Raw genomic sequence first — 14,529 nt, 5'->3', positions numbered from 1 at the left:
GGATGAGGTCCGGGGTGGCAGAGTGTGGATCACCCTTTTGCCCCTGCCCGAAGCGCAAACAGCGGCGCCGTCTGCTCCTCCAGCATGGCGGTAATCTCTTCAGCGGCGACGGGTTTTGAGAACAGGTAGCCCTGCAATTCGTCACAGCCACACAGATGCAAGATAGCCGCCTGTTCTTCTGTCTCGACGCCCTCCGCCGTGACAGGGATATCGAGAGATTTCGCAAGCGCCACGGTTGCCTGCAACATTTCCAGTGACCGCCCACCCTGCTCCAGGGCCATGACAAGCGACCGGTCGATCTTCATGCGGTCGAAACCGAAGCGGCGCAGATATCCGACGCTGGCGAAACCGGCTCCGAAATCGTCGAGCGCTATATGCAGGCCAAGCTGTTTCAGCTTGTCGATTGCCGCACTTGCCCGCTCCGGATTCTGGATGAAATAGCCCTCGGTCATTTCCAGCCGCAGCCTTGCGGTTGGCGTCTGCGTGGCGGCGAGAATATCCGCCACGTTGCCGGAAAAGGCCGGATTGCGGAACTGAACGGGTGAAATATTCACCGAGAGCTTGATGGAGGGCCATTGACCCGCCGTCTCGCAGGCCTTGCGCAGCACCAGAAGGCCGAGCCGCTCGATAAGGCCACTGGTTTCGGCAGCGGCGATGAAGATATCCGGCGGCACGAAGCCGTATCCCGGCCTTTGCCAGCGGGCAAGCGCTTCCACCCCGGTGATACTGCGCGTGGCGGCGTTGACGACCGGCTGGTAGACCACCGATATCTCGTCATTCAGGATGGCATAACGCAGATCGGCCTCAAGCTGCAGCTTTTCCTCGCGCAGCGCATCCATTTTCAGCTCGTAGGCGACGTAACGCCCACGCCCGTTTTCCTTGGCCTGATACATGGCCATGTCGGCGCGGCGCAGCAGTTCCTCACCGTTGATATCACCGGCTCTGGAGACGGAAGTGCCGATGCTGCAACCGATGCTCGCCACCCGCTCGCCGATGCTGAACGGCTCGGTGAACAGTTCGAGCAGCGCCTGGCAGAGCTTGCGGCCTTCCGACCACACGTCGTTGCCCTGAATGGCGATGGCGAATTCATCGCCGCCGAGCCGCGCGAGCACGGCATCTTCCGGCACAAGCACCCTGAGCGCCGCCGCAACGCCCTTGATCAGCCGATCGCCGGCAGCGTGACCGTAGGAATCGTTGATCTCCTTGAAACCATCAAGATCGAGGTAAAGCAGCTTGATATCGGTCTTGTCGTGGCGGGCCTTGCCCACCATGCGGTTCAGCTTGGAAAACAGCCCGGCGCGGTTGCTGAGCCCGCTCAGACGATCGCGCAGCGCCTCTTCCCTCGCCGCCGCCTCGTCAGCCTTCAGCCGGTCGAGCGTCGCCGAACCGATGATGAGAAGTACGAGAAAGAACGTTCCGGCAATGCCGAGTGCCGTGAAGACGACCGGCCGGGCCTCATGGAAGCTCACGTCCCCCGGCAGCTGCGAGCGCCAGACGAGCCGCGCCAGCACATCGCCAAGCGGATTGACGACATCCACATGGTTGGTCGCCGGTCCGTCGCCATATTGCAGTTGCAGACCATCGATGACGTAGTTGCGGGCCAGCTTGTCTACCGTCGCCTGTTTGAGATGACGCGCGAAAATCAGATATCGCCGCTCGGACCCGACCGGCGGCAAGACCCCGGATTTGAGCCGCACCAGCGCGACACCCGTAGCCGCGACGCCGTCGCGGGTTTTCACGAAACCGGTGACCTGCGACGCGATGCCGGGACGCATGGAGCGCACCCGTTCGATCATCTCCTTGAGGCCTTCTGCGAAATAGTCATGGGGCTTCCAGGCAACCGGCTTGCCGTTCTGGTAGGCCATGCGGACCTTGCCGTCTTCGTCGAGGACGACGGCGGTATCGAAAAGATCGCTGTTGACCGTCATCTCGCCGTAATTGCTCGCCACCCAGTCGAACCTGTCGGGGGCGTAGACATAGTCGGCAGCATCGTCCCAGGCGGCGTAGTCGTTCAGCGTCGCGCCAAGCTGGTCGCGGAAGGTGACAAGGGCGCCCGCCGTTGTCTCTCGCGAGCGGGCATTGTCGAGCGAGTTCGCTCTTTCCCTGACCTGGCTCAGAGCAGACAAGACCAGCGCGGTGACAATGAGAAGCACCAGCGCAAATGTGGACAACACGACGCCGACGGCGGTTCTACGCCCGACCGGCAAATATTCCCCAATGTTTCGCGGCGCAATCCGCATAAAATCCCCTTCGAAAGCATCATCTTGCGAAGGAAACATTCAAAAGCCGTTAAGTTGGATTGTGGCGACGCCACAAAAAACAACGGGTATAAAACGACAGTAGGGGTGAAATAGAGAAAAATTCTCCCCACAATGGTGGGGGATTTTCATAAAAACCGCGGATGCGTTCGCCCCGCAAACAAAAAACCTCCCCCGCGAACGGGAGAGGCTGCAACTTCAATCGTGTCAGGCCTGATTACCAGGACGGAATGACCGTGCCGTTGAACTTCTCCAGAATGAAGGCCTTCACTTCCGGGCTGTGGTAGGATTCCACCAGCGTCTTCACCCACGGCTTGTCCTTGTCCTGCGCACGAACGGCGATGACGTTTGCGTAAGGGGACTTTTCGCTTTCGATGGCGATGGCGTCCTTCTTGGGGTTCAGGCCTGCTGCCGTGGCATAATTGGTGTTGATGACCGACGCGTCGGTGTCATCCAGCGAGCGCGGCAACTGCGCAGCGTCAAGTTCAACGATCTGGATGTTCTTCGGGTTTTCGGTGATGTCGGCAGGCGTTACCTTCAGACCGGCTTCTTCCTTGACCTTGAGCACACCCTTGGAAGCGAGAACGAGAAGCGCACGGCCGCCATTGGTCGGGTCGTTCGGAATACCGACCGTCGCGCCGTCCTTCAGCTCGTCAAGGCTCTTCACCTTCTTCGAATAAACGCCCATCGGCGTGGTGATGGTAGTGCCGACGCTGACGAGATCGAACTTGCGGTCAGCGATCTGGTTGTCGAGGTAAGGCTGGTGCTGGAAGGAGTTGGCCTGAAGCTCACCGTCTGCCAGTGCCTGGTTCGGCACGACGTAGTCGGAGAACTCGACGATATCGATGTCCAGTCCCTTGGCGGCGGCGATCTTCTTGACCTGTTCCATGATCTGCGCGTGCTCGGCAGGTGTAACACCAATCTTGATGGTTTCGGCCAGCGCCTGACCGGCGGTAAAGAGAGCGGCGAGCGAAGCCGCGAGGATGATTTTCTTCATGGATGTCTCCTTGGGTTTGTTGTTCTTGGGTTTGTTGTTCTTGAACGGTTTTATCAGTTCTTGCGGGTGCGCTTGTCGAAGCTGCGGGCAAGCCGGTCGCCGGCGCTCTGCACGAGCTGTACGAGCACGATCAGCACCAGCACCACGACCAGCATCACGTCAGGCATGAAGCGCTGGTAGCCGTAGCGAATGCCGAGATCACCCAATCCGCCGCCGCCGACAGCACCGACCATGGCCGAATAACCGATGAGGCTGACGAGCGTGAGGGTAAGCGCCAGCGTGATGCCCGGCTTTGCTTCCGCAAGCAGGACCTTGGTGACGATCTGCAACGGTGTTGCGCCCATGGCGCGGGCCGCTTCGATCAGGCCCTTGTCGACCTCGCGGATCGCCGCTTCCACCAGCCGCGCGATGAAAGGCACGGTGGCAACCGTCAGCGGCACGATGGCCGCACTGGTGCCGATGGAAGTGCCGGCGACCAGCCGCGTGAAGGGAATGATCGCCACCACCAGAATGATGAAGGGCGTGGAGCGCGCCGCATTGACGACAAGGCCGAGGATGCGGTTCGTCATCGGCGCGGGGAAGAGTTCGCCTTTGCCGCTGGTGGCAAGGAAAACGCCCATCGGCACGCCGATGATGGAGCCGACGATGCCGGCGACCGCGACCATGTGCAGCGTCTGCAGAAGACCCTTCGACAGAAGGTTGAAAAGCATATCAGGCGACATAACCGAGCACCTCCGTGTGAAGACCGGTCTCAGTATAAAAGCGGCCGGCGCGGGCGGTGATTTCCGCCGTGGCCGGATAGGACACAACCAGCGAGCCGAATGGTTCACCGGAAATTTCCTCGATGGTGCCGGCAAGGATGTTCACGTCAGGGCCTATTTCCGCAACAAGACGCGCGGTCAGCGGCTGGAATGCCGTTTCGCCGAAGAACACCAGGCGCACGAGAACGCGGTCACCTTCCGCGGCTTCCGGCTTCAAACCTGATGTAACCCAGTGCGGCAGCTTAACCCCGACCGAGGACGACAGCAGGCTGCGGGTCGTCTCGTGTTTCGGCGCGGTGAAAATATCGAAGGTGCGCCCCTCCTCCACGATCAGGCCCCTGTCGATGACGGCGACCTGCGAGGCGATGGTCTTCACCACCTCCATCTCGTGGGTGATGAGCAGCACTGTCAGCCCAAGTTCGGCATTGATCCGCTTCAGGAGTTCAAGGATGGACTGGGTCGTCTCCGGATCGAGCGCGGACGTCGCCTCGTCCGACAACAGCAGCTTGGGTTGCGTCGCAAGCGCGCGGGCGATGCCGACACGCTGCTTCTGCCCACCCGACAGTTCCGCCGGATAACGCTTCGCCTTGTCGGAAAGGCCGACGAGTTCGAGCAGCGGCGTTACCCGCGTTTCGATCTCTTTTTTACCGAGACCGGCAATTTCTAGCGGCAGCGCCACATTGTCGAAAGCGGTGCGCGACGACAGGAGATTGAAGTGCTGGAAGATCATGCCGACGGAACGGCGAAGGGTCCTCAGACTCTTCTCATCAAGGGCGGCAACATCGACGCCGTCGACGACCACCCGGCCGGACGACGGTTTTTCAAGGCCGTTGGCGAGGCGGATGAGGGTGGATTTGCCGGCACCAGAGCGGCCGATTATGCCGGTGATGGAACCCTTCGGCACGACATAGTCAATGCCGGCGAGGGCTGCGAAGCCCGGCTTGCCATCGCTGCCGCCAAAGGTCTTGGTCACGCCTTCAAACGTGACCATCGCGTCCTTGGCAGTCTGCGGTGCGCGCGCGAGCGATGTCGCGTTGGATGAAAAACTCATTGGGAACTCTGCGAAAACTCTTGACGGATCGGGTCTCAAAAAATCCTGTTGCGGTGCTGAACCGCTCTCTTCATGCAGCCTTCCGGCACATTCGATGACAGCTGATTTTCCGGGTCATTTCGTCAGGCTTTCACTCAGAAATGCCGGGGATCGGCAATTCGATGGCGCATACTTGCCCGCAGGCGCCATCTTTTAACAGGGATGATTTTTCAATTATCTGAAATCAGAGAAAAAATCTACCGCAAAGCCGTCTGTGCGGCCCTGCGGCAGTCAAGACTTCGCGAGTGCGTGAAAATCAGACGCGGCTGACGAATTCCTCAAGCGGGCGGCGGACCTTCTTCAGGTTCACCAGCCAGTCGCCTTCCGGCTCGCGGTATCCGAGCGGCAGGATGGTGACGGAGCGCAGGCCCTTTTCACGCAGGCCGAGGATTTCATCCAGCTTGGCCGGATCGAAACCTTCCATCGGTGTGGAATCCACACCCTCGAAAGCAGCCTGCGCCACCGCCATGCCGAAACCAATATAGGCCTGACGGGCTGCGTGTTCGAAATTCACCTGCTCATCACGCTGCGGATAGGAGGAGAGAAGCTTCTGACGATACGCTTCCCAGCCCTCGTTCTTGACGCCACGTTCTTCGTTGACCAGATCGAACATATGGTTGATCCGCTCTTGCGTGTAGTTATCCCACGCCGCAAACACCAGAAGATGCGAGCCTTCAGTCACCTGCGCCTGGTTCCAGGCGATCTCGCGGATCTTTGCGCGCACTTCCGGATCGGTAACGACGATGACTTCGAACGGCTGCAACCCGCTGGAAGTAGGCGCCAGCCGGGCGGCTTCGACGATGCGCTCGACCTTGTCTTCCGCAACAGTCTTGGAAGGATCCATTTTCTTGGTGGCATAACGCCAGTTGAGTTTTTCGATAAGCATGTTCGTTTTCCCTGGGAGGACCAGCCCGCACCGCTCCGGATGAGGCAGCAGCAGGCGCTACGTCTGCGTAGCCTGCCTGACATAGGAGACAGGATGGCAGGCGCAAGCAGGCACTGCCGGGTAACTGGCAAAAAAGTTTGGAAAACTGATAGTAAGGTGGAAGAACTTTATTGGGGAGAGCGATCGTGTACTTTCCTGGTGAGGAATACAGCAGGTAAAGTTCACACACGAGCCAGCCTTTCCACCCTCATCCCTGTGCTTGTCACAGGAATGAGGGAGAAAGCCTCACCCCTTCATCACACCGTGGTTCCCCTTCGGAAAACCCGATGCCAGCGCGCTGTACCATTTGCCGCTGTTCTTCAACGTACGAACCTGCGTTTCGTAATCCACGTGCACAAGGCCAAAGCGCATGCGGTACCCTTCCGCCCATTCGAAATTGTCCATCAGGCTCCAGGCGAAGTAACCCCGCATGGGGTAACCGTCCTTCACCAGATCAGCAACGATACCAAGATGTTCGGCGTAATAGTCAAGACGGGGTTGATCATCCACCTCGCCGTTTTCGACGCCCATATTGTAGCAGGCGCCATTTTCGGTGATGTAGCAATCGGGCAGCTCGTAGCGCTCGTAGAGCGTCTCCACCAGCGAGTGCAGCGCCGGCGCATAGACTTCCCAGCCGATATCGGTCTTGACATCGCTGACGGCCGGGGCTGGTTTGGTGGCGGGGAATTCCGCACCTTCGGTGGCGTCGTCGGCAACGCGCATCGGTGTATAATAATTCAGGCCCCACCAGTCGAGCTTCTGGCTGATGATGGACAGGTCTTCCGCCTCCACCACCGGCATGCGGCTGCCCAGGGCCTCCATCATTTCGGCCGGATATTCGCCCTTGAAGACCGGATCGAAAAACGCGCCGTTGTGGAACTGGAATGCCCGTTCAGCTGCCTTCAGGTCGGCGTCGCTATTGGAGGCCGGGATGACGGAATGGGCGTTCAGCACCAGTCCGACCGGCACCTTGGGCGCAACATGGCGGGACGCCTCGACGCCGAAACCATGGGCAAGGTTGATGTGGTGCATGGCCGCAAGGGCTGCTTCCATGTTGCGCTCGCCCGGCGCATGAATGCCATAGAGATGGCTGAGCCAAACCGCACACCAGGGCTCATTGAAGGTCGCCACCGCATCCAGCCGGTCGCCCAGCCGTGCCATGACGGTCTTGGCGTAACGCTGGAAGGCATGGGCGGTGGAACGCGAGGCCCAGCCGCCGTCGCCCATCAGTGTCAGCGGCAGGTCCCAATGGTAAAGCGTCGCATAGGTCTTTATGCCGCGCGCCTTGCAGCCATCGACGAGGCGGTCGTAGAAATCCAGCCCCTTCTCGTTGATCGGACCGAAGCCATCGGGAATGATGCGCGGCCAGGCAATGGAGAAACGATAGGCCTCGACACCCATTTCCTTGATGAGATCGAGATCATCCTCCCAGCGATTATAGTGATCGCAGGCAACGTCGCCATTGTGGCGCCCGAAGACATGTCCCGGCATGTTGCAGAAGGCATCCCAGATGGATGGCTTGCGGCCGTCAACCTTGGTGGCACCCTCGATCTGGAAGGAGGCGGTCGCCACGCCGAACAGGAAATCGCCGGGGAAACGGGCTGCAAGCGCTTTGTGATCGGTCATCGGATAGGCCCTTTCGTCATCCATCGAGCGTCAAAAGATGGAGAGCGGTTTAGACCAAGTCAGCAATGAGGTACAGCCGCAGGCACGCAAAATCTGCAACGTTTCAGCAGCGCGGTTAAGATATCCAAAGCGCTTTAGGTACACGAAAGTCGCCGCAACGGTTTCCCGGCGGCGGGAGAAAGGACAGCCCGGCAAATGCGGATGGGAGTTGAGTGTGGTGGAAAGTCTTGCATCTGCCGGGCCGCGCCTTGTCCGACCGGAATGCCGGTCCATCGGTGACAGCCTTTTCACGACACCTACCGGATCGGCCCTTCCCGCTGCTGGCAATTGCGGGACGCCTTTCCGGAACGCGGTTTGCCAGAACCACGCTTGTCGATGCCGGCAGCCGGTCCGCGAAAGGCGCCGCGCGTATCGCCCTTCCGTTCCGGTTGCAGGGGAATAATGCAGCAAAATGGACGGGTGGGGACATGCGGGGAAAGGTTTTGCGGTAACTGACTGGAAAGAAAGGAGGGGTGGCGCGGAATTGTTCTCGCCTTTGGCAGCAGACGGTGAGCATGCCCCCTAATCCGGCTATCGCAACCTTCTTAGTCTCACTTTATGGAATGTTATCTGCAGCATCGGGCCCGGAGACCGCACGGGGGCCGTACACCGCAGATACGACGTCATCCTCGGGCATGTCGCGAGGATGACGGAGGAGAGGTTTTGCGGCTTTAACCAGCCTCTAGACGGGGGATGCTCCCCCGTCCTTTGTTTATGAACGTACCAGCCCGTCAAACGTAACGATTGACGACGTTCTCCAGATATTCCTGACGACCGGACTTCGGCTCGGGGTTGATATCCTGGCGCTCGACCAGCGCTGCGATTTCTTCGAGCTTCAGCTCGCCGCGCAACATCTTCTGGGCTTCAGGTGCGTCCCACTTCGCGTAACGCTCCGAAAGCGGCTTCGACAGCGCGCCGTCCTCGATCATCTTCGCTGCCGCCTTCAGACCGCGGGCGCAGCAATCCATGCCGCCGATATGGCCGATCAGCAGGTCCTGCGGATCGAGCGACTGACGACGCAGCTTGGAATCGAAGTTGGTGCCGCCATTGGTGAAGCCGCCGCCGGCCAGCACGTGGTAATAGGCCAGCGCCATTTCAGGTACGTTGTTGGGGAACTGGTCGGTATCCCAGCCAGACTGGTAATCGTTGCGGTTCATGTCGATGGAGCCGAAAATGCCGAAGGCATTGGCCATGGCCAGTTCGTGTTCGAAGGAATGGCCGGCGAGGATGGCGTGACCCTGCTCGATATTGACCTTCACTTCCTTTTCGAGACCGTTCTTCTGCAGGAACGCATAAACGGTTGCGACGTCGTAGTCGTACTGGTGCTTGGTCGGCTCCTGCGGCTTTGGCTCGATCAGGATCGTGCCTTCGAAACCGATCTTGTACTTGTATTCCACAACCAGATTGAGGAAGCGGCCGAGCTGATCCAGCTCGCGCGAAAGATCGGTGTTGAGCAGCGTTTCGTAACCTTCACGACCGCCCCATAGCACGTAATTGGCGCCGCCGAGCTTCTTGGTGGCATCCATGCAGGTCTTCACCGTCGCAGCCGAGAATGCGAAGACATCCGGGTCCGGATTGGTCGCGGCACCCGACATGAAGCGGCGGTTGGAGAACAGGTTCGCCGTGCCCCACAGAAGCTTTACGCCGGTATCAGCCTGCTTCTGCGCGAAATAGTCGACGATCTCGTTGAGGTTCCTGGTGTTTTCGGCAAAGTTCCTGCCTTCCGGGCGCACATCGGCGTCGTGGAAGCAATAGAACGGCGAACCGAGCAGCGAGAAGAATTCAAAGGCGACATCGGCCTTCAGCTTGGCGGCCTGCATGGTGTCTTCAAACCACGGACGCTGGAACGTCTGCCCACCGAATGGGTCGCCGCCCGGCCAGGTGAAGGTGTGCCAGTAAGCCACGGCAAAGCGCAGGTGATCTTCCATACGCTTTCCGGCAACGATCTCGTCGGGATTGTAGTGGCGGAAGGCGAGCGGGTTGGTGCTGTCGGGGCCTTCATATTTGATCTTGGCGATATCGCCGAAGAAGCCTGTGCTCATTGGATGGTTCCTCCTCTGGGGTGGGTTTAGGTGGTGTTCAAAAATTCGAGGTCTGCGCGGGCCGCTTACCCCCTCTGTCGTGCCGGACGTCTCCCCCACAAGGAGGGAGATCAGCAAGTTGCGCTCAATCGCTTCGATCGCGACCTCACAGGAGGACGTGACCTAGCCGCTTGTCGATCTCCCCACTGTGGGGGAGATGCACGGCAGGGCAGAGAGGGGTGAACGGCGCACGCAAAACCTCAATGCGAAAGCGGCCGAATGGCGGGATAAAGCGCGTGATACCGCTGGTAAGCCTCCTCATAAGCATCGCCAAGCGCCACCACCGGCTCGATCGTCCGCGCCGTTTCCGGCTGCGTGCAGACTGCAACCGGATCTGCACCTGTTGCAGCGATGAGACCGAGGCGGGCGGCGCCGAAAGCGGCGCCGAAATCGCCCTCGGCCGGAATATCCACGGGCACACCGAGCGAAGTCGCGATCGAGGCCAGCCAATAGGCCGAGCGCGAACCGCCGCCGATGGCGGTGACGCGGGAAATGGAGGTGCCGGCCGACTTCAGCGCTTCGAGATTGTCACGGATGGCGAAAGTCACGCCTTCCAGCACGGCCTGCGTCAGCGCCCTGCGGTCACTTTCATGCGAAAGGCCAATGAAAGAGCCGCGAATGGCGGCATCGTTATGCGGCGTGCGCTCGCCGGAAAGATAGGGTGCGAAAGTGACGCCGCTCGGCGCCAGAAGCTCGTCGCCCAGTTCACCCGTCAGTTCGGCTGCGGACTTGCCGGTGAGGCGCGAATACCAGTTGAGTGCATCGGTAGCGGACAGGATGACGCCCATCTGGTGCCATGTGTTGGGAAGCGCGTGGCAGAACGCGTGTACGGCGCTTTCCGGCTTCGGCAGATAGGAGGCGTTGGCGGCAAACAACACGCCGGAAGTGCCGAGCGAAACGAACGCGTGGTCCTCTTTCACCGTGCCCATGCCGCAGGCGGAAGCGGCATTGTCACCCGCACCGCCGGCCACCACGGCCTTGCCCGCAATGCCCCATTGCGAGGCGAGCTCGGCACGCAGCACACCTGCCTCCTCGGTGCCTTCGACCAGCGACGGCATGTGTTTTTCTTCAAGGCCGGTCGCCGCCAGAAGATCGGCAGACCATTTGCGCGCACCGGTATCCAGCCACGATGTGCCGGCGGAATCCGACATTTCCGAGATATATTCACCCGTCAGCCACAGTCGCAGGTAATCCTTCGGCAGCAGTACCTTGGCCACCTTCGCGAAGATTTCAGGTTCGTTCTTCGCCACCCAAGCCAGTTTCGGTGCGGTAAAGCCTGGGAATACGATGTTGCCGGTGATCTTGCGGAAGCGCGGATCGGCATCGAGTTCGGCAGCCTCGGCATAGGAGCGCGTGTCGTTCCACAGAATGCACGGCCGCAGCACATTGCCGCTCGCGTCTATCAGCGTCGCGCCATGCATCTGGCCGGAAAGGCCGATACCTTTCACGGCAGCGAGTTCCTTCGCAAACTTCTGCTTCAGACCTTCGACTGCGGTTTTCGTGGCGGCGATCCAGTCCGCCGGGTCCTGTTCCGACCAGCCGTGATGCGGGCGCGAGACCTCCAGCGAGCCGTTGGCCGAGCCGACGATCTTCTGATCGCCGTCCATCAGCAGGGCTTTGACACCGGATGTTCCAAGATCGAGACCGAGATACATGTAATTCTCCATTCCGGCGCTCCTTGCGCCACTTCAGCGGTTTTAAGGGTCACCGCATTTCCGGACGGAAAACCGGCGGCCACTTTTCCTGGAAATGCTCTCCTCAGGGCAGATTGTCCCTGAGGAATATGTCGATACGGATACGCTCCTGCGCGGCAATGACAGCGAGACCATCCGCGCGCGCTTTCAACACGCGAATGGCGCTGCGCACCTCATGCCCTGCATCCTGGTTGAGCACGGCATCGAGCACGCCTTCCCGCAGCGCATTGGCCGTGTTTTCGGTGAGCTCATGGGCGATGACGGATGGCGACCTTTCGCCCGATGACGCCCTGAGCGCCCGGATGAGGCCGCGATTACCGGCGCCGAGACTGTAGATGCCGGACAGCGCGTCGCTCGCAAGCGCCTTGGTGACCAGCGCCTCGACGGTGACGGGATCGTCCCGGCCTTCGAGGACCGGCAATAGTCGCAGGTCCGGAAATTCGCTTTCGATGACGGAGCGGAAGCCATCTAGGCGTTCGCGATGGTCGCGCACCAGCATGGAGCCGGCAACGACCGCAATATCGCCGCCGCGCCCGGACAGGAAGCGCCCCATGAGGCTAGCCGCCGTGCGCCCGGCCGCAACGTTGTCGACGCCAGCATAATGGTCGCGGCGCGAACCGGAGAGATCGGAAACCAGCGTGACGGTGGCGATGCCATCTTCGGCCAGCCGGTCTGCGGCTTCGGCAACATCCTCAGAATCGGTGGCGACGAAGGCGACGCCCGACGGCTTTTCCCGCCGCGCGACTTCCAGCGCCTCCGTCAGTGCCGCGGCATTGAAAGGCGGCACCTCGATAACGCGGATCGCCGTGCGCTCCAGATGGGCACGGGCGGCTGCGGCACGAACTTCGGCTCGCAGCGTCGCCATGAAGGAATTGTCGTTGCCGGGAAGGATGAAGACCAGTGAATAATTGCGACCCTTAGCCAAATTGGCGGCGGCGATATCGCGCACATAACCAAGCTCGGCAATCGCCGCCTCCACCCGCGCTCGAGTAGCGGCGTGAACGCCGGGGCGCATGTTCAGCACCCGGTCGATGGTGGCAAGGCTGACACCCGCCCGCTCGGCGATATCGTGAACTGTCGGCTTCATGTTTCCTCCCGTGCCATTTGAATATCCAGCTTTGCCGCCGTCGTAAACCGAAAAATGATGTACGTACCTCACATTTTCAGCAAGATGATGATTTCGCTTTATTTCCATCTCTAAACTGCGGGTGTGCGCCTTTGCCCGGCGTCATCCCTCGGCTTTTCCCAAGGATTTAGACACATCAATAAAATCAACAGGCTGCAGACTATCGGGGCTGACCAACAACTTCCGTCATTTTAGCCCTGGACCAAGGACTTGGGCTTACTGGATATCGGCTCAAGACCGGCGTGACGGAAAAGTATCGCAACCAGACAAAAAAAGGGGCCGTCATTTCCGACGGCCCCAGCTCTGCGGTGGATGGGAGGGGATTTTGTTCAGTGCGCCGCGTCTGGTGGCGGCGCTGCCTTGGGTTTCTGGATCAGCACGGTCATGAAGATCAGGCTGCCGAACAGCAGCGTCAGCGCGAAGAACACATCCGCAAAGGCGAGTATCCACGCCTGCTGCGAGACCATGCCGACCAGCTTCTTGATCGCGACGGAAGCACCGTCCAGCCCGTAGGAATCATAGTTCGCGCCGACATTGTTCAGCCACTCCAGCGCCTGTGGATTGGAATAGCTGACATGTTCCGCCAGCCGCACATAATGATCGTCGGTGCGCTGCGACAGCAGGGTGTTGATGACGGCAAGGCCAACCGCGCCGCCGAGGTTGCGGGTGAGGTTGAACAGGCCCGAGGCATTGCGGATGCGCGCGGGCGGAAGCGTGCCGAGCGCGATGTTGTTGATCGGCACCATGCACATCATCAGTCCGAAACCGCGCAGGACCTGCGGAATCAGCAGCTCGTAGAAATCCCAGTCGGTGGTCACATGCGTCATGATCCACGTGCCGCAACCGAAGCTGATGAAGCCAATGGCCATCATGATGCGCGGATCGAGCTTGGTGGACACCTTGCCGGCAATCGGCGCGGTGAAGAACATCGCAAGACCGGAAACGAACATGGTCTCGCCGATCATCAGCGCATCGTAACCGCGCACGCGACCGAGATAGAGCGGGTAGAGATAGGTCAGCCCGTAAAGCCCTATGCCCATCACGAAGGAAAACAGCGAGCCGATGGAGAAATTTCGGTCCGCAAAGGCGCGGATGTCCACAACGGGGAAGTCCACCTTGAAGGCACGCCAGAAGAACACCACCGCACCGATGACCATGGCCACCGAACCGATGACGATATGCTCGTCGTTGAACCAGTCCTTGTTGTTGCCCTCTTCCAGCACGTATTCCAGAGAGCCGAGGAAGACGGCCATGGAGATCAGCCCCCACCAGTCGAACTTCTTCCAGAGCGAGGTTTCAGGCTTGTCGAAATCGATCAGGCTCCATGTCAGGATGGTGACGATGATGCCGGGAATGATGTTGACGAGGAACAGCCAGTGCCAGGAGAAGGCGTTGGAAAGATAACCGCCGACCGTGGGACCGATGGTGGGCGCAAGCGTGGCGACGAGACCGATGATCGGCGAGACGACCGAACGCTTGGAGGGCGGGAAAATGGTGAAGGCGGCCGCAAAGACCGACGGGATCATGCCGCCGCCGATAAAGCCCTGAATCGCCCGGTAGACGATCATCTGGTCGATATTGGTCGCGGTGGCGCAGAGCGCGCTCGACAGGGTGAAGCCGGCGGCGCAGGTGGCAAACAGCACGCGCGTGGACAGGATGCGCGCCAGCGTGCCCGACAGAGGGATCATGATGACTTCTGCAATCAGATAGGATGTCTGCACCCAGGCGATCTCGTCGGAGCCCGCCCCGAGACCTGCCTGGATTTCCGCAAGCGAGGCGGAGACGATCTGAATATCGAGAATGGACATGAACATGCCGAAGACCATCGCGAAGAACGCGATGAGCCTGCGCTTGTCCATGGGTGGATCGACGGGGACAGATACCCCGCCTGTGCCGACAACCGTAGCCGCCATGATCTTGCCCTCAACGACG

10 protein-coding genes are annotated in these 14,529 nt (G+C 60.2%); all 10 read right to left on the bottom strand.

The features are described from left to right. Window positions 1-29: 29 nt before the first annotated feature. The 10 genes from ACQZ6D_RS21655 to ACQZ6D_RS21610 all read right to left on the bottom strand — a co-directional run bounded on the left by ACQZ6D_RS21655 (window position 30) and on the right by ACQZ6D_RS21610 (window position 14,510). Complete coding sequence (locus tag ACQZ6D_RS21655; RefSeq protein WP_003516234.1) at window positions 30-2,279, bottom strand: bifunctional diguanylate cyclase/phosphodiesterase; 2,250 nt, start codon at window positions 2,277-2,279, stop codon at window positions 30-32. 196 nt (window positions 2,280-2,475) lie between these two features. Then, window positions 2,476-3,255 carry a MetQ/NlpA family ABC transporter substrate-binding protein gene (locus ACQZ6D_RS21650; RefSeq protein WP_003516232.1) on the bottom strand — a complete coding sequence of 260 codons (780 nt, stop codon included), beginning with the start codon at window positions 3,253-3,255 and terminating at the stop codon, window positions 2,476-2,478. A 53-nt stretch (window positions 3,256-3,308) separates the two neighbouring features. Beyond that, window positions 3,309-3,977, bottom strand: a complete 669-nt coding sequence (locus tag ACQZ6D_RS21645; RefSeq protein ID WP_003516230.1) for a methionine ABC transporter permease — start codon at window positions 3,975-3,977, stop codon at window positions 3,309-3,311. Then, a complete protein-coding gene (locus ACQZ6D_RS21640; protein ID WP_013762329.1) occupies window positions 3,967-5,067 on the bottom strand; it encodes a methionine ABC transporter ATP-binding protein in 1,101 nt (366 codons plus the stop codon). The genes ACQZ6D_RS21645 and ACQZ6D_RS21640 overlap by 11 nt, the downstream gene beginning before the upstream one ends. A gap of 295 nt (window positions 5,068-5,362) precedes the next feature. After that, a complete protein-coding gene (locus ACQZ6D_RS21635) occupies window positions 5,363-5,992 on the bottom strand; it encodes an NAD(P)H-dependent oxidoreductase (RefSeq protein WP_003516226.1) in 630 nt (209 codons plus the stop codon). 285 nt (window positions 5,993-6,277) lie between these two features. Then, complete coding sequence (locus ACQZ6D_RS21630) at window positions 6,278-7,657, bottom strand: GH1 family beta-glucosidase (protein WP_025595048.1); 1,380 nt, start codon at window positions 7,655-7,657, stop codon at window positions 6,278-6,280. A gap of 770 nt (window positions 7,658-8,427) precedes the next feature. Then, window positions 8,428-9,738 carry a xylose isomerase gene (gene xylA, locus ACQZ6D_RS21625; RefSeq protein WP_003516221.1) on the bottom strand — a complete coding sequence of 437 codons (1,311 nt, stop codon included), beginning with the start codon at window positions 9,736-9,738 and terminating at the stop codon, window positions 8,428-8,430. A gap of 239 nt (window positions 9,739-9,977) precedes the next feature. Next, complete coding sequence (gene xylB, locus ACQZ6D_RS21620; protein WP_448730129.1) at window positions 9,978-11,432, bottom strand: xylulokinase; 1,455 nt, start codon at window positions 11,430-11,432, stop codon at window positions 9,978-9,980. A gap of 103 nt (window positions 11,433-11,535) precedes the next feature. Next, window positions 11,536-12,558, bottom strand: coding sequence for a LacI family DNA-binding transcriptional regulator (locus ACQZ6D_RS21615; protein ID WP_013762325.1), 1,023 nt, complete (start codon window positions 12,556-12,558; stop codon window positions 11,536-11,538). Window positions 12,559-12,926: 368 nt separating this feature from the next. Then, a complete protein-coding gene (locus tag ACQZ6D_RS21610) occupies window positions 12,927-14,510 on the bottom strand; it encodes a DHA2 family efflux MFS transporter permease subunit (protein ID WP_013762324.1) in 1,584 nt (527 codons plus the stop codon). Between the last annotated feature and the right edge of the window lie 19 nt (window positions 14,511-14,529).

Source organism: Agrobacterium sp. 22-3639C2 (genome assembly GCF_053522105.1).
Note: the sequence above shows the minus strand (reverse complement) of the source record. Positions and strands in the feature narration are given on the sequence as shown.

Bases quoted from the DNA above. Each gene is read 5' to 3' on its own strand.
- ACQZ6D_RS21640 (WP_013762329.1), bottom strand. From the start codon at position 5,067: ATGAGTTTTTCATCCAACGCGACATCGCTCGCGCGCGCACCGCAGACT.
- ACQZ6D_RS21615 (WP_013762325.1), bottom strand. From the start codon at position 12,558: ATGAAGCCGACAGTTCACGATATCGCCGAGCGGGCGGGTGTCAGCCTT.
- ACQZ6D_RS21630 (WP_025595048.1), bottom strand. From the start codon at position 7,657: ATGACCGATCACAAAGCGCTTGCAGCCCGTTTCCCCGGCGATTTCCTG.
- ACQZ6D_RS21655 (WP_003516234.1), bottom strand. From the start codon at position 2,279: ATGTTTCCTTCGCAAGATGATGCTTTCGAAGGGGATTTTATGCGGATT.
- ACQZ6D_RS21650 (WP_003516232.1), bottom strand. From the start codon at position 3,255: ATGAAGAAAATCATCCTCGCGGCTTCGCTCGCCGCTCTCTTTACCGCC.
- xylB (WP_448730129.1), bottom strand. From the start codon at position 11,432: ATGTATCTCGGTCTCGATCTTGGAACATCCGGTGTCAAAGCCCTGCTG.
- xylA (WP_003516221.1), bottom strand. From the start codon at position 9,738: ATGAGCACAGGCTTCTTCGGCGATATCGCCAAGATCAAATATGAAGGC.
- ACQZ6D_RS21610 (WP_013762324.1), bottom strand. From the start codon at position 14,510: ATGGCGGCTACGGTTGTCGGCACAGGCGGGGTATCTGTCCCCGTCGAT.
- ACQZ6D_RS21635 (WP_003516226.1), bottom strand. From the start codon at position 5,992: ATGCTTATCGAAAAACTCAACTGGCGTTATGCCACCAAGAAAATGGAT.
- ACQZ6D_RS21645 (WP_003516230.1), bottom strand. From the start codon at position 3,977: ATGTCGCCTGATATGCTTTTCAACCTTCTGTCGAAGGGTCTTCTGCAG.